The following is a 19,923-nucleotide window of genomic DNA, read 5'->3' as shown; positions in this document are numbered from 1 at the left end:
CGATGCGAACCTCACTGCGCGGCAGGCTCGGTGGCTCCGCGCTGACGCTGTTCACCTGGCTGGTCGCGATCCTGTTCGTGTTCCCGCTGCTGTGGATGCTGCTGACCTCGTTCAAGACCGAGTCCGCCGCGTACACCGACCCGCCGACCCTGTTCTTCACCCCCACGCTGGAACAGTTCGCCGGTGTCCTGGAACGCGGTTTCCTGCCCTACCTCGGGAACTCGGCCTTCGTCACCGTGGTGTCCACCCTGGCGGTGCTCGCGCTCGGGGTTCCCGCGGCCTACGCGCTGTCCATCTCGCCGATCCGCTGGACCAGCAACGCGCTGGGCTTCTTCCTTTCCACCAAGATGCTGCCGATCGTGGCCGCGATCATCCCGCTGTACGTGATCTCGCAGAACGTCCAGTTGCTGGACAACGTGTGGGCGCTGGTGATCCTGTACACCGGGATGAACCTGCCGCTGGCGGTGTGGATGATGCGCTCCTTCTTCCTCGAGGTGCCGCAGGAGATGATCGAGGCGGGCCGGATCGACGGCGCGAACCTGCCGACCCTGCTGCGCAGGGTGATCCTTCCCGTGGTGGCGCCCGGGATCGCGGCGACCGCGCTGATCTGCGTGATCTTCTCCTGGACGGAGTTCTTCTACGCGGTCAACCTCACCGCGGCCAGGTCCGGAACCGTGCCGGTGTTCCTGGTCGGCTTCATCACCAGCGAGGGCCTGTACTGGGCCCAGCTCTCGGCGGCGGCGCTGATGGCCTCGCTGCCGGTGGTGATCGTCGGCTGGTTCGCGCAGAACCACCTGGTGCGCGGCCTGTCCATGGGCGCGGTGAAGTAGCGGATCACACGCCCATGGGGTGCCAGACGGTTTTCGGCTCCAGGTAGGTCCGCAACCTGCCGAGGTCCGGGCGCTGCGTCCAGTCCGGCTCGTCCTCGGGCACGGTCAGCACCCGCTTGACCGTGCCCGCGGCCAGCCTGGCCAGCTCGCCGCGCTCGACAGGCTCCGCCCCGGTGGGGTCCAGGGCGTTCACGTTCGCGTGCGCCGCCAGCCAGGAGCCCAGCTCCGCGGCCCGCCCGGTGAGCATGTTGACCACGCCACCGGGCAGGTCGGCGGTGGCCAGCACCTCGGAAAGGGTGATCGCGGGCAGCGGGCGGTCGGCGCTGCTGACCACGACCGCGGTGTTGCCCGCGGCCAGCACCGGGGCCAGCACGCTCACCAGGCCGAGCAGCGAGGACCGCTGCGGCGCGAGGATCGCCACCACCCCGGTGGGTTCCGGGACGGTGAAGGAGAAGTACGGCCCGGCCACCGGGTTGGCCGCGCCGAGCACGGTGGCGATCTTGTCGGTCCAGCCCGCGTACCACACCCACCTGTCGATCGCGGTGTCCACAGCGGACTGTGCCTTGCGCGCGGGGATGTCCTCCGAGGCGGCGACCTCACCGGCGAACTGCTCCCGCCTACCCTCCAACATCTCGGCCACCCGGTACAGCACCTGGCCCCGGTTGTAGGCGGTGGCCCCGGACCAGCCCGCGAACGCCTTGCGCGCGGCGGCGACCGCGTCCCGCACGTCCTTGCGCGAGGAGTGCGCGGCGTTGGCGAGGAACCGGCCCTTGGCGTCGTGCACCGGGTATACCCGGCCGGACTCCGAGCGGGGGAATTTCCCCCCGATGTAGAGCTTGTAGGTCTTCGCCACAGAAACCCTGTCAGGCATCGAGATAAGCCTCCAGACCGGTGCGGCCGCCCTCGCGGCCGAAGCCCGACTCCTGGTACCCACCGAACGGCGCGGCGGGGTCGAAGCGGTTGAACGTGTTCGCCCAGACCACGCCGGCGCGCAGCTGGTTGGCCATCCACAGGATCCGGGAGCCCTTCTCGGTCCAGATCCCCGCGGACAGGCCGTAGGGGGTGTTGTTCGCCTTGGCGACCGCCTCGTCCGGGGTGCGGAAGGTCAGCACCGACAGCACCGGGCCGAAGATCTCCTCCCTGGCGATGCGCATCGACTGCTGCACCCCGGAGAACACCGTGGGGGCGAAGAAGAACCCGCGCTCCGGTACCGGGCACGGGCTGGTCCAGCGGTCGGCGCCCTCGGCCTCGCCGGACTCGGTCAGCTCGCGGATCCTGGCGAGCTGCTCGGCGGAGTTGATCGCGCCGATATCGGTGTTCTTGTCCAGCGGGTCGCCGAGCCGCAGCGTGGAGACCCGGTACCGAAGCTTCGCCAGCAGCTCGTCCACAACGGACTCCTGGGCGAGCAGCCGCGACCCGGCGCAGCAGACATGCCCCTGGTTGTAGAAGATCCCGTTCACGATGCCCTCGACCGCCTGGTCCAGCGGGGCGTCGTCGAAAACGACGTTCGCGGCCTTGCCACCGAGCTCGAGGGTGAGCTTCTTGCGGGTGCCGGCGACCGAGCGCTGGATCAGCTTGCCGACCTCGGTGGAGCCGGTGAACGCGATCTTGTCGATATCCGGGTGGTTCACGAGCTCGGCGCCGGTGTCGCCAGCGCCCGGCACGATGTTCACCACCCCGGGCGGCAGCTCGGCCTGCTGGCAGATCTCCGCGAACACCAGTGCGGTGAGCGGGGTGGTCTCGGCCGGTTTGAGCACCACGGTGTTCCCGGTGGCCAGCGCGGGCGCGATCTTCCAGGCGAGCATCAGCAGCGGGAAGTTCCACGGGATGATCTGACCGGCGACGCCCAGCGGCCGGGGATCCGGGCCGAGCCCGGCATAGTCCAGCTTGTCCGCCCAACCCGCGTGGTAGAAGAAGTGCGCCGCCGCGGTCGGCACGTCCGCGTCCCTGGACTCCCTGATCGGCTTGCCGTTGTCCAAGCTCTCCAGCACGGCCAGCTCCCGGGAGCGTTCCTGGATCAGCCGGGCGATGCGGAAGACGTACTTGGCCCGCTCGGCACCCGGCATCCTGCTCCAGGTGCGCTCGTAGGCCTTGCGCGCGGCCTGCACCGCGGTGTCCACATCGGCCGCGGAGGCCGTGCCGACCTCGGCCAGCACCTCCTCGGTGGCCGGGTTGAGCGTCTTCAGCGGTTCGCCGGAGCCGGTGACGAACTCGCCGCCGATGAACGGCCGGTAGCTCGGTTTGAGGTTCGCGATGTCCCGCGACTCCGGGGCCGGGGCGTAATCGAAAGCAGGCATGGCTCAGTCCAGAGTGAGGTAGTCAGGGCCGCTGTAGTGGCCGTCGAGCTGGGTACGGCGTTGCAGCAGCAGGTCGTTGAGCAGGCTGGAGGCGCCGAAGCGGAACAGTTTCGGGGTCAGCCACTCCTCGCCGGCGACCTCGTGCACGGCGACCAGGTACCGGATGGCGTCCTTGGTGGTGCGGATCCCGCCCGCCGGTTTCACTCCGCGCAGCTCCCCGGTGGTGGTGTACCAGTCCCGGACGGCCTGCAGCATCACGTGCGTCACCGGCAGCGTGGCCGCGGGGGAGACCTTGCCGGTGGAGGTCTTGATGAAGTCCCCGCCCGCCAGCAGCGCCAGCCAGGAAGCCCGGCGCACGCTGTCGTAGGTGGCCAGCTCGCCGGTCTCCAGGATGACCTTGAGGTGGGCGTCGCCGCAGGCCGCCTTGATCTCCTGGATCTCCTCGAACACCTCGCCGTAGCGGCCCTCGAGGAACGCGCCCCTGTCGATCACCATGTCCACCTCGCCCGCCCCGGAGTCGACGGCCAGCGCGACGTCGGCCAGCTTGATCGAGCGGGCCGAGCGGCCGGAGGGGAAGGCGGTGGCCACGCTGGCCACCTCGACCCCGCTGCCGGCCACGGCCCGCACCGCGGTGGCCGCCAGGTCCGGGTACACGCATACGGCGGCGACCCGCGGGGTGTCCGGCCGGTCCGGGTCAGGGCGCCGGGCCTTGGCGGCCAGCGCCCGCACCTTGCCCCGGGTGTCGGCGCCCTCCAGCGTGGTCAGGTCGACCATGGAGATGGCGGTGTCGATCGCCCACAGCTTGGCGGCCTTCTTGATGCTGCGGGTGGCGAGGCCCGCCGCACGCTGCTCGACGCCGACCTGGTCGACGCCGGGCAGCCCGTGCAGGAACCGCCGCAGGCTCGCCTCGTCGCGGGTGGCGTCCGCGAGCCCGGCAGGCAAGGTGGATGAGGTCATGCACCGAGCCTAACCGGCCTGGCCATGGCCCGTGATGTCGCTGGTCAGTGCGGCTGGGCGGCCCACAGTGCCCGCTGCTCACCGTGGCCTGCGGTACTGATTAGCTTTCTCCCGATTCGGGTGGCAGGAGCCGGGAGAACAGGAGACTCTGAATGGGTTCGTTCGATGTGCCGCTGGACGACGAGCGCACCCAGCTCGATGCCTTCATCGAGGAGTATCGCGGTGCCATTGAGGCGACTCTCGAGGGTCTCACCGAGGGACAGGCCCGCCGCCGGCTCGTCTCGTCGGCGACGACGCTGCTCGGGCTGCTCAAGCACGTCACGTGGATGCAGCGGGTGTGGTTCGAGGAGTGCGTGGGCGGCACGTCCCGCCGTGAGCTCGGCCTGGTCCAGGGTCCGGACGAGTCCTTCCGGCTCTCCGACGAGGACACCATCGCCTCGGTCACGGCGGCCCACCGGGAAGCCTGCGCCACGGCCAGGGCGGCGGTCGCGGACCTGGCACTGGACGCCGTCGTGACCGGCCACCGGGCCGGACCGCGCACCCTTCACTGGGTGTACCTGCAGGTTCTGAAGGAGCTGGCCCACCATTGCGGACACGCCGACATCCTGCGCGAGCAGGTACTTGCCGACTGAGTTCCGAGACCACGTCTCAGGGGATGGCCGGCACCGGACCCAGGCTGGGCAGCGGGGCGACCGGCGCCGTGGTCAGCGTGGTCGGTGGTGTGGGTACCCGGCAGAACTCGGCGAACGCGGCGAGCTGATGCATGCCCTTGGCTTGCGGACCCGCGGAGAGATTCTTGTTGATCGCCGTGGTGACCTGCTTGGTCCCCCGCTCGTCGTGCCAGCTCCAGGTGCCGAACCCGGGCAGGTCACCGCCGTGCCCCCGCACCGGCTCGGCGCCGGGGCAGATGCGACCGAGGTCGAACTCCATCAGGCCGAGCCCGTAGCGCAGACCGGTTTCCTCGCCGTTCGGCCCTGGCGCCGGGACGGTCCGCTTCATCTGCGCCAGCATGTCCGGGTGCAGCAGCTTGCCGCCGAGCAGCGCGCGGAAGAAATGGTTCACGTCCTGCGCGCTGGAGACCACGTTGCCGATGCCGAAGAAGCGGCTGTAGTTGTAGGTGGTGACATCGGTCAGCCCGCGTTCGGGGGCGTACAGCTGCTCATAGCCGCGGGTGGCCGCCAGCGGCAGGAACGGGAAGTCCCCTGGCAGCCAGGTGTCGTGCAGCCCGAGTGGCCAGAGGATCCGGTGCCGCAGTGCCCGCTTCAGCGAGGTTTCGGTGACTTCTTCGACCAGGAGGCCCAGCACGGCGAACCCGGTGTTGGAGTACGCCCAGTCGGTACCGGGCCGGAACCGCAGCGGCTGGCTGGCGGACAGCTTCACCACCTCGCGCGGGGTGAAGCTGGCGAACCGTTCGGTGTCGATCTCCTCGGCGCTCTCCCAGGTGTGTTCCGGGGGCAGGTCGCGCGGCAGGCCACTGGTGTGCTGCAGCAGCTGCCGGATGGTGATCGGCTCGTCGTAGGGCAGCAGGCCGGGAAGGTGCTCCTGGATGGTGTCGTCCAGGCCGAACTCGCCCTCGCCTGCCAGCTGGAGCACCAGGGCGCCGGTGAACGTCTTGGACACGCTGCCGATCCGGAACCGGCCGCCGGTCCAGGGCTCGCGTTCGGTGCGCACATCGCCGACGCCGCTGCTGCCGCGCCAGCGCCGGTCGCCGTCCCTGGTGACCGCGAAAACGCCGGGAACACCGGCGGCGACGGTCCGGTCCATGAACTCCTGGACCTGGTCCTTCTCCGGGGCGGCGGTGGCCGCGCCCGTGCTCAGCACGCTGGTGAGCAGGGTGGAGCAGGTGAGCACGACGGCGCATCTGCGGAGTATCTGACGCATGGTTGGCGACCCCCAGGTCAGTCCGCTCGGGAAGCGGTCTACTCCTCGAGCTGCTTGCGCTTCTTTCGTGGTTTGCGGATGACGTCGACGGCACCCCAGAAGGCCAGCCCGGTGATCTTCACCCGTGGTGCGTCCGGATGCGGATCGGCCACCTCGCCCCGGTTCTGGATGCCGAAGTAGCCCATGAACCCGATCCCGGAGACCTCGACGATGATGTCGTCCGGCACCACGATACTGATCCCGCCCATGATGGCCACCGCGTTGATCGTGCTGTGCTTCTCGGCGAACCGGGCCTCGCGCAGGTCGATGTCGATGCCGCCCCAGAAGGCGAAGCTGTTGTGCTGGTGCGGGACCACCCAGCGGCCCTTGCGGTCGGCGCCGGACATGAGCGCGATCGAGGCCTTCGACCCCGGTTCGCCACCGATCCGGTCCGGTGCCTGGCTCCCCGTGCCCTGGTTGTGCTGGACCGCGGGCGGCTGGGCACCGGGCAGGTCGAGGGTGACCGGTTCGAGCTCGCCGAGGGTCTTGGCCGCGTACACCGCGCCGAGGCGTTCCTCCAGCTCCACGGTGGTGATGCGGCCCTCGCTCATGGCCTGCTGCAGGAAGGTGGCGACCCGCTCGCGGTCCGCGTCCGAGGCGCGGAGCTGTCGCCGATCGGGAAGGCCGGGCTGCTCAGTCACGGGGCTCACCCTAGCGTGCCGGTGAATCACCCGGTGCGGGAATCAGCGTTGCGTCCGCAGGAAGGCTGCCCAGCTCGCGGCGGGGAAGGCCAGGGTGCCGCGGTCGCGGTCCTTGGTGTCCCGGACGGCAATGGCGCCGGGCGCGAACCCCACCTCCACGCAGTTGGCCTCGCTGGTGCTGAAACTGCTCTTACGCCATATGACCTGCGACAGGTCCGGGGCAGTCATGACGGCGGCTCCTCGGGTTGGTTCAGTTCGCCAGCCACGTTGGCAATCAGCCGGGCGGAGTCCTCGGGTGACAGCGCAACGGCATCTAGCCCGCGCCAGGCAACTCTAACACGCTCGACGTGTTCTTCTTCTTCCAAGAAACTGCTCGCTCGTCGGTTCTCGGCGTAGACAAGAGTCGGTTCGTTGACGAACTCCAGTAGCACGAACGGACCTTCTAGCCCGGGATGCGCTCCTGCGGTGAACGGTACGACCTGGACGGTGACGTTGCGCCGTTCTCCGAGAGAGAGCAGGTGATGTAACTGGGTTCGCCGTAATTCCGGCTCGCCGACCGGTCGCTGGAGCACCATCTCGTCCAGGATCAGGTGCACCGAGGGCGCCGGTCGCCTGCCGAGGATGACCTGGCGGGTGGCCCTGGCGGCGACCAGGGTCTCCACCTCGTTCCCGGTCAGCCTCGGGTTGGCGCCGTGGATGACGGTCCTGGAGTACTCCGGGGTCTGGGCGATGCCGGGGATCACCAGTGACTCATAGTTGTGGATGGCGGTGGCCTCGTTCTCGAAGCGGATCAGGTCCCGCCAGTTGGTCGGCAGCTTGCCGTGGATCTCGTGCCAGTTTCGTTCCTGACCGTCCCGGACCAGCTCCAGCAACTCGTTCCGGATGGCCGCCGGTGTCTGGAGGTATCCCAGAATCGCGGCCACGTCATCGGCGTACAGGCCGCGCTCCCCGGTCTCCATCCGGCTCACCTTGCTCTCCGACCAGCCCAGAGCCGCCGCGATGTCCTTGCAGCTCAGCCGCCGCGCGGTGCGCAGCGCGCGCAGCTGTGCGGACACCCGGCGCTGCCGGATGGAGATGCCTTTTCGCCGTGCCATGGGCCGCTCCCTTCCCGTTGCCCCACCATCGGCCCTTGCCACCTGGTCACGGCAGGGGTGTCACCCGAAAAGGAGGTTTGCGTGACCGGCTGGCGTGGCCGGACGGTTAGGCAATGACATCGAAGACGCCGAAACGGCAGAGCTGGTCCATCTCCGGGTGCTACGCCACCTGGAGGCTCACCATCGCGATCGATCCGCCGGAATACGAGGACGGCGATCCGGACACACTGGACTGGCCGGAGGAGAAGATACGGCCGCTGGTCGACCATTTCGGGCAGGTGGTGGACTACTGCGAGATCGCACGGGAATTCGAGCGGGGCGGCGTGTTCTCCGGCCGGTAGGCGAGCCGCCCGGCCTGCCATACCGCGCGGATCCGGTCGGCGAGGTCGGTCAGGTCGAGGTGCTCGCCGTGCAGCAGCACCAGATCGGCGCGCAACCCGGTGGCGATCCGGCCGCGGTCGTCCAGCCGTAGCAGCCGGGCAGCCTCCGCCGTGGCCGCCCGCAGTGCTCCGGCCGCGCCCAGCCCGGCCCCGGCGAGCGCGGGCAACTCGGCCAGCAGGTCGCCGTCCCCGCGCCGCGCCCGGTCCGAGCCCGCGGCGATCGGCACGCCCGCCTCCAGCGCCCGGCGTACGGACGCGCGGTGCGCCTCGGCGGCCTCCGGCTGCCGCCCGATCGGCGTCAGGGTGGGGACATACCAGCAACCGTGCTCGGCCATCGCGGCCACCGCCGCCGCGTCCAGCCAGACGCCGTGCTCGATGCTGCGCACTCCCGCCCGTGCCGCGAGTTCGGCCGGTCGCGCGCCGTGCGCGTGCACCATCACCGGCCGCCCGCCCTGCCGCTCGGCCTCGTCCACCACCGCGTGCACCTCGGCGGCGGTGACCAGCGCGTCGTGCACCCGGTCGCCCTCGCTCATCGCGCCGCTCGCGCCGAGCTTGATCCAATCCGCACCCGCGCGGACCATCCGGCGCACCGCGGCCCTCGCGGCATCCGGGCCGTCGAACACCGGCTCGGGCAGGGCCGGGTCGCCGAGCGCGTCCACCGAGCCGGTGCGCGGGTTCCACGGGTCGCCGATACCGCCGGTGGTGCACAGCTGGCGCAGGCTCAGCAGCAGGTCCGGGCCGGTGATCCAGCCCTGTTCCAGCGCGAGCCGGAACCCGGAGTCGGCGCCCCAGGCATCCCGGACGGTGGTCACCCCGCGGCCGAGCAGGGTGCGCAGCACCGCCGCGGCCTCGAACAGGCGGGCACTGCGCGGAGCGTCCCCGGGTTGCGGGAAGGCGATATGCGCATGGCAGTCGATCAGGCCGGGAACGAGCAGCCCGCCGGTGCAGTCCACCCTCGCCGCCCCGGCCGCATCGAGCACCTCGCCGATCGTGCGAATCCGCTCATCCTCGACCAGCACCTCCGCGCGGACGATCTCGCCGGATTCCACCTCGAGCACACAGCCTCCGGTGAGCACGGTCCGCGCGGGTTTCCCAGTCATGCCTTTCATGTTGGCAGCCACAGATCGGATCACCGAACCAAAACGAGAGCAATGATCACGAGATCGGCGCTCTCGATTCGGCGCACAACTCTTGTCCGAGAGCAGTGGTCCGGGGCATGCCGGGCCGCGTACCGGCGGGTAGCATCAGGGCCGGCCCGAGGGGAGGAGCGTGGTGAGTTCCGAGAACCTGGCACGCCGCGCAGGCCGGCTGGCGAACTGGGCGGCGCGGACGAGCTACTCGCTCGGCAAACGGCTGCCGGGCGCCGATGCCGCCGAGCGCGGAATTCGTTCCGTCGAGCGCGCCGCGTTGACCGAGCTGCGCAGGCGGCTGGACCGGGTGGACGATCCGTACCTCACCGCGTTGAGCCAGGCCTCGGCGATGACGCAGCACACCGGCAACGGCAACCAGGGCATGGAGATCGCCGACACCGTCGCCGTGGTGCCCGCACGGGACGACCAGCGGCCGGAGCCACTGCGCTCGGCCATGGCGGAGTTGCTGAACCGGTCCCTCGGCTTCGGCAAGGAGCGGGCACGGGAGTACCTCTACGCGGTGATCCTGCGGCAGCTCACCCCGGACGAGGCCAGGATCCTCGCCGCACTCGCGGACGGAACGCCGTTCCCGCTGATCGACGTCGCCGAGCGCACCAGCCTCGGTGGGACGGGGCGGATCGTGCTGCGCAACGCCTCCACCGTCGGCAAGGCGGCGGGGGTGTCGCTGCCCGATCACGTGCCCAGCTACCTCACCCGGCTGACCGGTCTCGGCCTCACCGATATCGGCGACGAGGAACCGGAGCTGGAGACGCAGTACGAGATCCTGCTGACCGACGAGGTGGTGCGGGCCGCGGAGCAGTCCGTCCGGCGAGCCAGGTTCCTCCGGCACACGGTGCGACTTTCCGCGCTGGGGTCCAGTTTCTGGCGGGCCTGCGACCCCGGCGGTGGTAGCGGAGGCGGCTGACGCGCCCGTTCACGCACTACCCGGGGCGTCCGCGCCACTACGTAGCCGCTGTGCCCTGAGCGCGATCAGCAGGTTGAACCGTTCGGCCGGGTCGTTGATCCGGTCGCCGAACAGCTCCTCGATCTGGTGCAGCCTGCTCCGGACGGTCTGCGGGTGCACCCCGAGACGTTCGGCGAGCTCCGGTGCGTTGGCCCGGCTGGAAAGCCAGGCGAGCAGGGTGGCGGCCAGCCGGGTCCGTTGTTTGCGGCCGACGGCCCGCAGCGGGGCGAGGCAGCGCTCCAGCTGGGCGTCGATCAGGCCGGCGTCGATCGTCAGCCACAGGGTTGCCAGGTGTTCGCGGCTCCACAGCACGGGCGCGTCCGGAAGCAGACCACGGTCGGCAAGGTCCAGCGTGCGGCGGGCGAGGCGCAGCGAGTCTCGCGCCCCGGTGAGGCGCACCGGCGGGCCCACCGCCACCCGCCATCCGGCCAGCTCGGTGCCCGCCTCGGCAAGGTGCCGTTCCGGGTCCGCGGTGACCAGGCAGGGTCCTGCGCCGTCGAGCCGGGCGAGCACATCCCCCGGCAACGCCGGGTCCGGTGCCGGGCGGCCCGACTCGCGGGGCTGGAGTGCCACGGCGTGCACGGTGTCCGGCACCGGCCACCGTGCTCCGGCCGCGGCCTCGGTGATCGCGGCGGCCGGGGTGGCGGGCTCGGCGAGGATCAGCCGGATCAGCCGCTGCCGCTGGTGTTCGAGCGCCCCGGCGTGCTCCGCTCGCGCGGCCGTGTAGCCGTCGATCGACATCGCCGACAGCTCGTCGACGAAGGCGAAGATCGCTTCCGCCGCCACGCACAGCAGATCGGCGGAGATTCCGGCCGCCCGGCAGAAACCGGCCACGTGCCGCCAGGCGACCCGGCCACCGATCCGGTAGGCGGATTGCAGGTTGTCCACCCCGTGGCCGAGGACGAACTCCAGCCTGCCGAGCTCGCGGAACACCTCGGTGGAGCCGGGGTCGACCGCGCCGCCACCGCCCGCCGTGCCCACGCTCCGCAGGCAATGCTCGATCGCCGTGTGCACGGCACGCAGGAACATGCCGCCGAACCGGCCGTCGAGGGGCCGCGCGTAGGCCGGAACACAGCTCTGTACCTCCCGTTTGATGTCCTCGGCGAGCCGGTCCGTGTACGGCCGGAACTCCTGAGCGAACGCGCGCGGCACGCGACCCCACAGCTCGGCGGCGGTCCGGGTGCGCCCGGCCGCCGGGGCCTGCTCGCCTGCCCGCGGCGCGAGGTCGAGCACCCCCGGTTGTCCGGAAAATAATCCGGAACCGTGGATATTCCCTAATTGGAACGATGCCCGCTCATCGTCACGCATGCCGGAGACACTGGTCGTCATGTCTGTTTCCTAGGTTGTCGGAACAGCGTTTATGCGGGGACGATCAACCTAGATTTTTCGCGTAACTCGTGTCAATCGGCTGCCCTGCGGGAACGGGCAGGGCCGAGGATGATCACCGAATCGGGTGACAGATTCAGCTCCCGTACACCTGCTGTTTCGTTACCGTCCCGGGTTGTGCCACCCGTTCGGGTGAGGCCTTGTTGTGGTGGTGACAAATGGGGCACCGGTCGACCGGGTGTCATTTGTTGCCGGCCCGGCAAATCCCACGATCCGCCCGATTCCGAGGGGTTTTCATCTTTCGTCCGGCCTTTCCTGGTGGTGGTCCAGGATTCGGCCGAGGAGGTTGGTGAGCTGACCGCGTTCCGCGGCCGACAATGGCGCCAGCAGCTCGTCCTGGACCTGGGCCAGCTGCCGGTCCAGCTTGCGTAGCCTGCGCCGCCCGGCCGGGGTGATGGTGATGATGTTGCGTCGCCGGTCGGCGGGGTCGGGCGCGCGTTCCACGAACTTGTCCCCGGCGAGTTCGTTCACGGCCGCCACGATGTCGCTGACGTGGATCCCGCTGCGGCGGCCGAGGGCGGCCTGGCTGGCCGGTCCGAACTCCTCCAGGGTCGCCAGTAGCCGGTAGTGGTAGCCACGGGCGCCCACCGTGGCCAGCCCGGAGCCCACCTGGCGATGGGCGTGCATCGCCGACTGGGTCAGCAGCCAGCTCGGCAGGCGCAGCAACCGGGCGGGCGTCAGGTCGTCGGTCCCAGGATCCATGCGCACAGTCTAGGCAGGTCCCATCGTATTTCGTTTGCCAGTCAAACGTTGGTTCGACTAATGTTTGAACGACCAACGAATGAGGAGATGTCGTGATCACGCCCTTCCGCGTCGAGATCCCGGAACACGCACTCGCCGACCTGCACCAGCGGCTGGACCGGACCCGCTGGCCCGACGAACTACCCGGAACGGGCTGGGACTACGGCCTCCCGCAGGCGCGGTTACGGGAGCTGACCCGATACTGGCGCGAGGACTACGACTGGCGGGCGCAGGAAGAACGGCTGAACGCGTTGCCGCAGTACACGACCGAGATCGACGGCCAGCGGGTGCACTTCCTGCACCTGCGGTCCGCCCGGCAGGACGCGCTCCCGCTGCTGCTCACGCACGGCTGGCCCGGCTCCATTGTGGAGTTCCTGGATGTGCTGGAGCCGCTGGCCGGACGGTTCCACCTGGTGATCCCCTCGATCCCGGGGTTCGGCTTCTCCGGCCCGACCCGCGAGCGCGGCTGGGATGTGCACCGCGTCGCCCGTGCCTGGGCGGAGTTGATGCACAGGCTCGGGTACCGCCGGTACGGGGCGCAGGGCGGTGACTGGGGCTCCGCGATCTCCCGCGCGCTCGGCGCGCTCGCGCCCGAGGCGGTGGTCGGGGTGCACCTCAGCTACCTTCCGACGCCCCCGCCCGCCGAGGGGGTGGGTGAGCTGTCCGCGGCGGACCAGCGCAGGCTCGCGGGAATCGGGGAGTACCTCGCCAGGCGGCCCGGCTACCAGGTCATGCAGGAGACCGAGCCGCAGACGCTGGCCTACGGGATGGCCGACTCGCCGGTCGGGCAACTCGCCGTGATCGCGGCCAGGTTCGCCGAATGGACCGACCCGGCGGGCGAGATCTCCTTCGATCGGCTGCTCACCAACGTCATGCTGTACTGGCTCACCGGGACCGCGGCCTCGTCCTCCCGCCTGCGGTGGGAGAGCACCCGCGGTGGGCCTGGCGGGTCCCTTGCCTGCCCGGTGCCGGTGGGTGTGGCCGTGTTCGCGCACGACATCACCCTGCCCATCCGCGCCTTCGCCGAACGGTCGTACCGGATCACGCACTGGAGCGAGTTCGGCCGTGGCGGCCACTTTCCCGCGCTGGAGGTACCCGGTTCGTTCGCCGCGGACGTCGGCACGTTCTTCGGGTAGGAGGTTTCAGGTAGCAGTTGCGGCGTCGGCGCGTGCCGGGTGCTTGCGGGGGCAACTGCCCCGCGTGGGCGATGCGGATCTTCGACCATCGTGTGACGATGGTCACTCCGAGTGTCGGGATGGGGTGGTCATGGACGCGATCCTGGATGATTTCACGCGGAACTGGCCGATCTACTGCTCCATCCCGATCGTCGCGGCGCTGATCGGCTACGTGACCAAGCTGCTGGCGATCCGGATGATGTTCGCCCCGCTGGAGTTCGCCGGGATCAAGCCGTTTCTCGGTTGGCAGGGGATCGTGCCGAAACGCGCGGCGCGGATGGCGGGCATCGCCTGCGACACGATGACCCGGCAGTTGATTCGCCCCAGCGACGTGGTGAACCGGCTGGACCCGGAACGGATCGCGCGGGAGATCGAGAAGCCGCTACTGGCCGCGGCCGAGGAGATCGTCCGGGACATCGCGGCCGAGTACCAGCCGGGACTGTGGGAGTCGTTGCCGGACCGGGTGCAGCGCATGGTGATCAGCCGGGTGCAGGCCGAGGCGCCGAAGATGGTCGCCGAGGTGATGGCCACCATCAAGCGGGACGTGGACAGCGTCTTCGACCTCAAGGACATGGTCGTCACCAGCCTGGTGAAGGACAAGGCGCTGCTGAACCGGATCTTCCAGGAGGCCGGGCGCAAGGAGTTCCGGTTCATCGCCCACTCCGGGATCTACTTCGGCGGCCTGATCGGCGTGGTGCAGATGGTGGTGTGGGTGCTGTTCAAGGTCCCCATCATCATGCCGCTGTTCGGCCTGTTCATCGGCTGGTTCACCGACTGGCTGGCGCTGAAGATGATCTTCCATCCGAAGCAGCCGGTGCGCTACTTCGGACTGTTCGAGTGGCAGGGGCTGTTCCTCAAACGCCGCGCCGAGGTGTCCGAGGCCTACGCCGAGCTGATCGCGAAGGAGATCATCACCCCGCACAACGTGATCGAGGCGGTGCTGCGCGGGCCGCTGTCGGACAAGGTGCTCGCGCTGATCCAGCGGCAGGTCGACCTGGAACTGTCCCGGCACGCGAGCGTGGCGAAGCCGCTGGTGGTGCTGGCCGTGGGCGGCAAGCGGTACCAGACGATGAAGCTGCGGATCTCCGAGCAGATCATGGCGAGGCTCCCGGAGACCATGCGCTACATCGAGGACTACGCCGAGGACGCCATGGACATCCGCAACCTGCTGGTGCACAAGATGAAGGAGCTGGACGCGGAGGAGTTCGAGGGCCTGCTCCGGCCCGCGTTCCAGCAGGACGAATGGATCCTCATCCTGACCGGCGCCCTGCTCGGCGGCCTGGTCGGCGAGCTCCAGGTCCAGGCCGTCCTCCTGCTGACCCCTTGACGCGGGGCGGGAGTGGGTCAGCAGCCCGTGTCCGTGGTCCGGAGCTACTTCTTGGCGGCGGCCTTGTCCGCCTTCTTGAAGGCACGGACCTCGGCGAGGGTGTCCGGGTCGGTGACGTCGGCGATCGAGCGGCGGGACCCTTCCTCGCCGTAGGCGCCCGCGGCCTCGCGCCAGCCCGCCGGCTGGACGCCGAGCTGCTTGCCGAGCAGGGCGAGGAAGATCTTCGCCTTCTGCTCGCCGTAACCGGGCAGCGCCTTGAGCCGCTTCAGCACCTCCTTGCCGTCCGGGTCACCCTCGGTCCAGATCGCCTCGGTGCGGCCGCCGTAGGCATCCACGACGTGCCGCGCCAGCGTGTGTATCCGGCGCGCCATCGAAGCGCCGTAGCGGTGGATGCCCGGCTTCTGCCGCACGCAGAGCGCCACGAACTCCTCGAGATCGGTCCGCGCGATCTTGGTGATACTGAAACCGTCCATCCGGTCCGCGATCTTCCGCGGACCGATGAAGGCGACCTCCATCGGGATCTGCTGGTCCAGCAGCATGCCGGTGAGCAGGGCGAACGGGTCGCTGGACAGCAGCCTGTCGGCTTCGGCGTCGCCGGTGAGGGTGAGCTTGTTCGGCATGGACTCATATTCGCACGTCGAGGCGAAGGGGGAACTACCTCGACGAGGTGGCGGGCTCGGCCTGAAGCAGACGTGGGGACGCCGCGAATCCGTGACGTGAGTACGCCGGAACGGCTCGGGTGCTGGAGTGAACGGTCACGCGCTCGAGCCCAAGTTCGTGTGCGAGCTCCAGAACCGCCCGGATCAGCCGACCCCCCAAGCCACTGGCTCGTTCCGCCGGCATGACGTAGACGCATTGCACATCGCCGGACGCCCGTTCGACGGCAAGCGGGGTCGGTACCCGCTGGAGGATGGCCAACCACGCCATGCCGACAACGGGGCCGTCGCGGACGGCGACCAGGCAACGGTGGGAGTGCACGTGCCGGCCTGCCCATGTCACGAAGCGATACACGAACTCGTCGTGCGTGGTGCCGGGCGACCTTCCGCTTTCCCGGACCCACTGCCATCGAAGTTCGGCAACAGCGGCCAGCTCGTCGTGCCTGGCCGGACGGATGGCGATGCCCTTCATGCCGCCGATCATCCCGCGGTTCTGCCCCGCCTGGCGATCGGCGGCATGTCCCGACCGTCCGGACCGGGCCGGTGGAGTCGTCGACGGTCGCTGGTGCGGCCGAGTGGAGTATTCGACACTTACCCACTCGCGTTTCCGCGGTCGTCCCACTACCGTGTGCTCGTAGTCAGCCTCGACGCTGGTCAGCGTGCGGATACCGCGGCCAAGCCGAGGCTGCTTGTGCTGCGCACCTAGCACGACAGGTCCGGTGGCGGTATACTTTTGTCGTCATTGTCACACCTGTTTCTTCATCGCCGCAGGTAGGTAGCCTGCCGCGGGCGCAGGGCGGCTGAGCTGGGCAAAAGCTTCTGTTAGGTTGCATTGATATGTCCGGAAAGCACACACAGCGTGCCAACGGCGACAATGCAGCGGCCGACCACGTGGTGATCGAATCACCCACCAAGTCGGATGGTGCGGCCCTCTGGCGAATCGCGCGCGATTCGCAAAAGCTGGACCTGAACTCGTCGTACGCCTACTTGCTATGGTGCCATGATTTCACCGATACGTCCGTGGTGGCGCGAGTAGACGGAAAAGCCGTCGGGTTCGTGATCGGCTACCGTCGCCAGTCGAAGCAGGACGCCGCCGTCGTGTGGCAGGTCGCCGTGGACGACTCGCAACGCGGTCGTGGTTTGGCCGGCCGCATGCTGGATACCCTCTTCATCGGGTTGGTGCGGCACGGTGTGCGGTACCTGGAGACGACCATCACACCGGACAACGAAGCGTCCATCCGGTTGTTCCGCTCGTTCGCCGAGCGGTGGGACGCCGAGCTGGAGACCGCGGAGCTGTTCGCGGCCGCGGATTTCCCGGATGAGCACGAAGCGGAACACATTTACCGCATCGGTCCGCTCGCCGACCGTGCGTGATACGTCGCCCGGGTGACAAGAAAACGTTAGTAGTCGCCCGCTGGGCACGAACAGAGTAAGAGACGGAGTTAGTGTGAGCATCTTCGAAACGCTCGAATCGGAAGTGCGCAGCTACAGTCGTGGCTGGCCGGCCGTGTTCGACCGGGCGCAGGGGAGTTGGCTCTACGCCGAGGACGGCAAAGCCTATCTTGATTTCTTCGCCGGGGCGGGGGCGCTCAACTACGGGCACAACAACCCGGCGCTGAAGAAAGCGCTGATCGACTACATATCGCGGGACGGCGTAACGCACTCGCTGGACATGTTCACCGTGGCCAAGCGGGACTTCCTGGAGAGCCTGGACGAGGTGATCCTGAAGCCGCGCTCCATGGAGTACAAGGTGATCTTCCCCGGCCCCGGCGGCGCCAACGCGGTCGAGGCCGCGCTGAAGCTGGCCCGCAAGGTGACCGGGAAGGAATCGGTCATCAACTTCACCAACGCGTTCCACGGTATGACGCTGGGCGCGCTCTCGGTGACCGGGAACTCGATGAAGCGTGGCGGCGCGGGCATCCCGCTGGTACACGCCACGCCGATGCCCTACGACAAGTACTTCGACGGCGCCTACCCGGACTTCCTGTACTTCGAGCGGCTGCTGGAGGACTCCGGCAGCGGGCTGAACGAGCCCGCCGCGGTGATCGTGGAGACCGTGCAGGGCGAGGGCGGGATCAACGCCGCCCGGCTGGAGTGGTTGCAGGGCCTTGCCGAGCTGTGCAAGCGGCACGGCATCCTGCTGATCCTGGACGACGTCCAGATGGGCTGCGGGCGCACCGGCCCGTTCTTCAGCTTCGAGGACGCCGGGATCAAGCCGGACATGATCTGCCTCTCCAAGTCCATCAGCGGCTACGGCCTTCCGATGGCGCTCACCCTGATCAACCCCGAGCTGGACGTGTGGGCGCCCGGTGAGCACAACGGCACCTTCCGCGGCATCAGCCCGGCCTTCGTCACCGCCACCGAGGCGCTGCGCACCTACTGGCGGGACGACGAGCTGGAGAAGTCGACCAAGGCCAAGGGCGAGCGGATCGGCGGCGTGTTCAAGGAGCTCGTGCAGAGCTACCCGGACGCGCGGCTGGTCGCCAAGGGTCGTGGCCTGGCTCGCGGCCTCGAGTTTCCGGACGGCGAGACGGCTGGCAAGGTATGCGCCGCCGCCTTCGACCGGGGCCTGCTGATGGAGACCTCCGGTCCGGACGGTGAGGTCGTGAAGCTGCTGCCCGCGCTGACCACCACGGACTCCGAGTTCACCCAGGGCCTGGAGATCATCGAGGAGTCGGTCAAGGCCGTACTCTCGCCCTGAACCAGCAGACCACCCATGCCGCGGAACCAAAGGAGAGTGTTTTGATCGTCCGTACCCTCGATGAGGTCACCGACACCGACGCCGATATCAAGACTCCGAACTGGCGCAGCAAGCGAATTGTGCTCGCCAAGGAGAAGGCCGGTTTCTCGGTGCATGAGACCACGCTGTACGCGGGAACCGTCAACGATTTCTGGTACGCGAACCACATCGAGGCGGTGTTCGTTTTCGAGGGCGAAGGCGAGATTACCGACAAGGCTACCGGCGAGACGCACCAGCTCAAGCCGGGCTCGCTGTACCTGCTGAACAACCATGACAAGCATCAGGTGCGGCCGCGCACGGACATGCGCACGGTGTGCGTGTTCAACCCGCCGGTGACCGGCAGGGAGGTGCACGACGAGAACGGCGTGTACCCGCTCGTCCGCGAGGAAGACGACCTGGCGGGCGACGTCACCTCCTGACGCCGAACTGACTGGCGTCCCTACCACCAAAAGAATGGGGCAGAAAAAACCGGAAGGAATTGTGAGGAGGCGAGCAGCTTGACGCTCACGGACACTCGTGTGGAGGACAGCTACCCGACCCGGATCGCGGGCCAACCGGAACTCATGGACCGGATGGACCCGACCGTGTGGGGCGGCGAGGCCGACGGACCTGGCGACGCCGCCGACCTGGCATCGCACGATGCCAAGGGGTATTCGATCGTCGAGGGTCTGCTTTCGCCTGCCGAGGTTCAGGGCTACTGGCAGGAGCTGGTGCGGCTGTCCTCGGACCAGGAGCTGAAGGCGGACGAGCGTGTCATCACCGAGAAGGCCTCCGGCGAGGTCCGGTCGATCTTCGAGGTGCACAGGATCAGTGAGTTGATCAGCGAGCTGGCCAGGGACCCGCGGGTCCTCGACCGGGCGCGGCAGATCCTCGGGTCCGAGGTGTACATCCACCAGAGCCGGGTCAACTACATGCCGGGTTTCCGGGGTTCCGGGTTCTACTGGCATTCCGACTTCGAGACCTGGCACGCCGAGGACGGGATGCCCCGCCCCCGAGCGGTGAGCTGCTCGATCGCGCTGACCGACAACTACCCGTTCAACGGCGGGCTGATGCTCATGCCGGGGTCGCAGCGCACGTTCGTGCAGTGCATCGGGGAGACGCCGGAGGACTACTACAAGACCTCGCTCAAGGAGCAGAAGATCGGCGTCCCGACCGAGGACGACATCACCAAGCTGGCCGCGGAGCACGGGATCGACCAGTTCACCGGGCCGGCAGGCTCGGCGCTGTTCTTCGACTCGAACATGATGCACGGCTCCGGTAACAACGTGACGCCGTACCCGCGGTCGAACATCTTCCTGGTGTTCAACAGCGTGGAGAACGCGTTGGTGGAGCCGTTCGCGGTGAGCAAGCGGCGGCCCGGGTTCATCGGTAGCAGGGACTTCACCCCGCTGTCGCGCTGACCAGGCAAAACACGGCGCGGGTGGGCCGCTTGTAGCGACCCGCTCGCGCTTTGTTATGTTGTGTGGGTCACGCCGAAGGCGGGCCGGATTTTCGCTCGGGGTGAGATCCGGGCCTCTCGGAGGCGACGACATCCGGCGGAGCGTCCTGCGAGCCGCCGTCGAGTAGCACCGAGTGCGGCCCCGCACCATCAGATCGGGACTGATGGTGCGGGGCCGCACTCGTCTGATCGGGTGCGGTTGACCGGGCGGAGCGTCGATCCCGGCCGAAACGCCCCCTGCCCGCCG

22 protein-coding genes are annotated in these 19,923 nt (G+C 68.8%); 10 read left to right on the top strand and 12 right to left on the bottom strand.

The features are described from left to right. Nucleotides 1-2 precede the first annotated feature (2 nt). Nucleotides 3-830 carry a carbohydrate ABC transporter permease gene (locus FB471_RS13700; RefSeq protein WP_170221007.1) on the top strand — a complete coding sequence of 276 codons (828 nt, stop codon included), beginning with the start codon at nucleotides 3-5 and terminating at the stop codon, nucleotides 828-830. Nucleotides 831-834: 4 nt separating this feature from the next. On the opposite strand, the gene FB471_RS13695 is transcribed toward FB471_RS13700, so the two are convergent. Genes FB471_RS13695 through deoC form a run of 3 tightly spaced genes read right to left on the bottom strand, consistent with a single transcriptional unit; the run spans nucleotide 835 to nucleotide 4,084 of the window. Beyond that, complete coding sequence (locus FB471_RS13695; protein ID WP_141998422.1) at nucleotides 835-1,701, bottom strand: aldehyde dehydrogenase family protein; 867 nt, start codon at nucleotides 1,699-1,701, stop codon at nucleotides 835-837. Then, on the bottom strand, nucleotides 1,694-3,127 hold the full coding sequence (locus FB471_RS13690; RefSeq protein WP_141998420.1) for an aldehyde dehydrogenase family protein: 1,434 nt from the start codon (nucleotides 3,125-3,127) through the stop codon (nucleotides 1,694-1,696). Before FB471_RS13690 ends, FB471_RS13695 begins: the two co-directional genes overlap by 8 nt. Nucleotides 3,128-3,130: 3 nt before the next feature. Further along, on the bottom strand, nucleotides 3,131-4,084 hold the full coding sequence (deoC, locus tag FB471_RS13685) for a deoxyribose-phosphate aldolase (protein ID WP_141998418.1): 954 nt from the start codon (nucleotides 4,082-4,084) through the stop codon (nucleotides 3,131-3,133). A gap of 152 nt (nucleotides 4,085-4,236) precedes the next feature. Here deoC and FB471_RS13680 point away from each other — a divergent pair, with 152 nt between their 5' ends. After that, nucleotides 4,237-4,716, top strand: coding sequence for a DinB family protein (locus FB471_RS13680; RefSeq protein WP_141998416.1), 480 nt, complete (start codon nucleotides 4,237-4,239; stop codon nucleotides 4,714-4,716). 16 nt (nucleotides 4,717-4,732) lie between these two features. Here FB471_RS13680 and FB471_RS13675 read toward each other — a convergent pair whose 3' ends face one another. Genes FB471_RS13675 through FB471_RS13660 form a run of 4 tightly spaced genes read right to left on the bottom strand, consistent with a single transcriptional unit; the run spans nucleotide 4,733 to nucleotide 7,739 of the window. After that, nucleotides 4,733-5,965, bottom strand: a complete 1,233-nt coding sequence (locus FB471_RS13675) for a serine hydrolase domain-containing protein (RefSeq protein ID WP_141998415.1) — start codon at nucleotides 5,963-5,965, stop codon at nucleotides 4,733-4,735. Between the two features lie 38 nt (nucleotides 5,966-6,003). Continuing rightward, nucleotides 6,004-6,645 (bottom strand): DUF1707 SHOCT-like domain-containing protein, encoded by a 642-nt coding sequence (locus FB471_RS13670; RefSeq protein ID WP_141998412.1) that lies wholly within the window; start codon nucleotides 6,643-6,645, stop codon nucleotides 6,004-6,006. A gap of 42 nt (nucleotides 6,646-6,687) precedes the next feature. Next, nucleotides 6,688-6,873, bottom strand: a complete 186-nt coding sequence (locus FB471_RS13665; RefSeq protein WP_141998410.1) for a DUF397 domain-containing protein — start codon at nucleotides 6,871-6,873, stop codon at nucleotides 6,688-6,690. Beyond that, nucleotides 6,870-7,739: a helix-turn-helix domain-containing protein gene (locus tag FB471_RS13660; RefSeq protein ID WP_141998408.1), complete on the bottom strand. Its 870-nt coding sequence runs from the start codon at nucleotides 7,737-7,739 to the stop codon at nucleotides 6,870-6,872. The genes FB471_RS13665 and FB471_RS13660 overlap by 4 nt, the downstream gene beginning before the upstream one ends. 113 nt (nucleotides 7,740-7,852) lie before the next feature. Between FB471_RS13660 and FB471_RS13655 the strand changes: the two genes are divergently transcribed. Continuing rightward, entirely contained in the window at nucleotides 7,853-8,080 is a 228-nt protein-coding gene (locus FB471_RS13655; RefSeq protein ID WP_141998406.1) for a hypothetical protein, read from the top strand. Here FB471_RS13655 and FB471_RS13650 read toward each other — a convergent pair. Continuing rightward, the gene (locus tag FB471_RS13650; protein ID WP_170220801.1) at nucleotides 8,026-9,219 is read right to left on the bottom strand and encodes an amidohydrolase family protein; all 1,194 of its coding nucleotides are present in this window, start codon (nucleotides 9,217-9,219) and stop codon (nucleotides 8,026-8,028) included. The genes FB471_RS13655 and FB471_RS13650 overlap by 55 nt on opposite strands. Nucleotides 9,220-9,391: 172 nt before the next feature. Between FB471_RS13650 and FB471_RS13645 the strand changes: the two genes are divergently transcribed. Further along, nucleotides 9,392-10,174, top strand: a complete 783-nt coding sequence (locus FB471_RS13645; RefSeq protein ID WP_246076396.1) for an Abi-alpha family protein — start codon at nucleotides 9,392-9,394, stop codon at nucleotides 10,172-10,174. A gap of 9 nt (nucleotides 10,175-10,183) precedes the next feature. On the opposite strand, the gene FB471_RS13640 is transcribed toward FB471_RS13645, so the two are convergent. Both FB471_RS13640 and FB471_RS13635 read right to left on the bottom strand, forming a co-directional pair. After that, nucleotides 10,184-11,542 (bottom strand): PucR-like N-terminal domain-containing protein, encoded by a 1,359-nt coding sequence (locus tag FB471_RS13640; RefSeq protein WP_246076395.1) that lies wholly within the window; start codon nucleotides 11,540-11,542, stop codon nucleotides 10,184-10,186. A gap of 291 nt (nucleotides 11,543-11,833) precedes the next feature. Next, entirely contained in the window at nucleotides 11,834-12,301 is a 468-nt protein-coding gene (locus FB471_RS13635) for a MarR family winged helix-turn-helix transcriptional regulator (protein WP_141998401.1), read from the bottom strand. 92 nt (nucleotides 12,302-12,393) lie between these two features. Here FB471_RS13635 and FB471_RS13630 point away from each other — a divergent pair, with 92 nt between their 5' ends. Both FB471_RS13630 and FB471_RS13625 read left to right on the top strand, forming a co-directional pair. Further along, on the top strand, nucleotides 12,394-13,476 hold the full coding sequence (locus tag FB471_RS13630; protein WP_141998399.1) for an epoxide hydrolase family protein: 1,083 nt from the start codon (nucleotides 12,394-12,396) through the stop codon (nucleotides 13,474-13,476). Nucleotides 13,477-13,606: 130 nt separating this feature from the next. Further along, a complete protein-coding gene (locus tag FB471_RS13625) occupies nucleotides 13,607-14,842 on the top strand; it encodes a DUF445 domain-containing protein (RefSeq protein WP_141998397.1) in 1,236 nt (411 codons plus the stop codon). Between the two features lie 44 nt (nucleotides 14,843-14,886). Here the strand turns inward: FB471_RS13625 and FB471_RS13620 are convergent, their stop codons facing one another. Further along, nucleotides 14,887-15,462 (bottom strand): HhH-GPD-type base excision DNA repair protein, encoded by a 576-nt coding sequence (locus FB471_RS13620; RefSeq protein WP_141998395.1) that lies wholly within the window; start codon nucleotides 15,460-15,462, stop codon nucleotides 14,887-14,889. Nucleotides 15,463-15,496: 34 nt separating this feature from the next. Continuing rightward, a complete protein-coding gene (locus FB471_RS13615; RefSeq protein ID WP_142001891.1) occupies nucleotides 15,497-15,970 on the bottom strand; it encodes a GNAT family N-acetyltransferase in 474 nt (157 codons plus the stop codon). A gap of 365 nt (nucleotides 15,971-16,335) precedes the next feature. On the opposite strand from FB471_RS13615, the gene ectA reads away from it, so the two are divergent. The 4 genes from ectA (at nucleotide 16,336) to thpD (ending at nucleotide 19,638) form a co-directional block, all read left to right on the top strand. After that, nucleotides 16,336-16,872, top strand: coding sequence for a diaminobutyrate acetyltransferase (ectA, locus tag FB471_RS13610; RefSeq protein ID WP_141998393.1), 537 nt, complete (start codon nucleotides 16,336-16,338; stop codon nucleotides 16,870-16,872). 73 nt (nucleotides 16,873-16,945) lie between these two features. Beyond that, nucleotides 16,946-18,199 (top strand): diaminobutyrate--2-oxoglutarate transaminase, encoded by a 1,254-nt coding sequence (ectB, locus tag FB471_RS13605; RefSeq protein WP_141998392.1) that lies wholly within the window; start codon nucleotides 16,946-16,948, stop codon nucleotides 18,197-18,199. A gap of 41 nt (nucleotides 18,200-18,240) precedes the next feature. Next, nucleotides 18,241-18,657: an ectoine synthase gene (locus tag FB471_RS13600; RefSeq protein ID WP_141998390.1), complete on the top strand. Its 417-nt coding sequence runs from the start codon at nucleotides 18,241-18,243 to the stop codon at nucleotides 18,655-18,657. Nucleotides 18,658-18,801: 144 nt separating this feature from the next. Continuing rightward, nucleotides 18,802-19,638 carry an ectoine hydroxylase gene (thpD, locus tag FB471_RS13595; protein ID WP_425457103.1) on the top strand — a complete coding sequence of 279 codons (837 nt, stop codon included), beginning with the start codon at nucleotides 18,802-18,804 and terminating at the stop codon, nucleotides 19,636-19,638. The last annotated feature ends 285 nt before the right edge of the window (nucleotides 19,639-19,923 follow it).

It is taken from the genome of Amycolatopsis cihanbeyliensis (assembly GCF_006715045.1).
GTDB lineage: Bacteria > Actinomycetota > Actinomycetes > Mycobacteriales > Pseudonocardiaceae > Amycolatopsis > Amycolatopsis cihanbeyliensis.
Note: the sequence above shows the minus strand (reverse complement) of the source record. Positions and strands in the feature narration are given on the sequence as shown.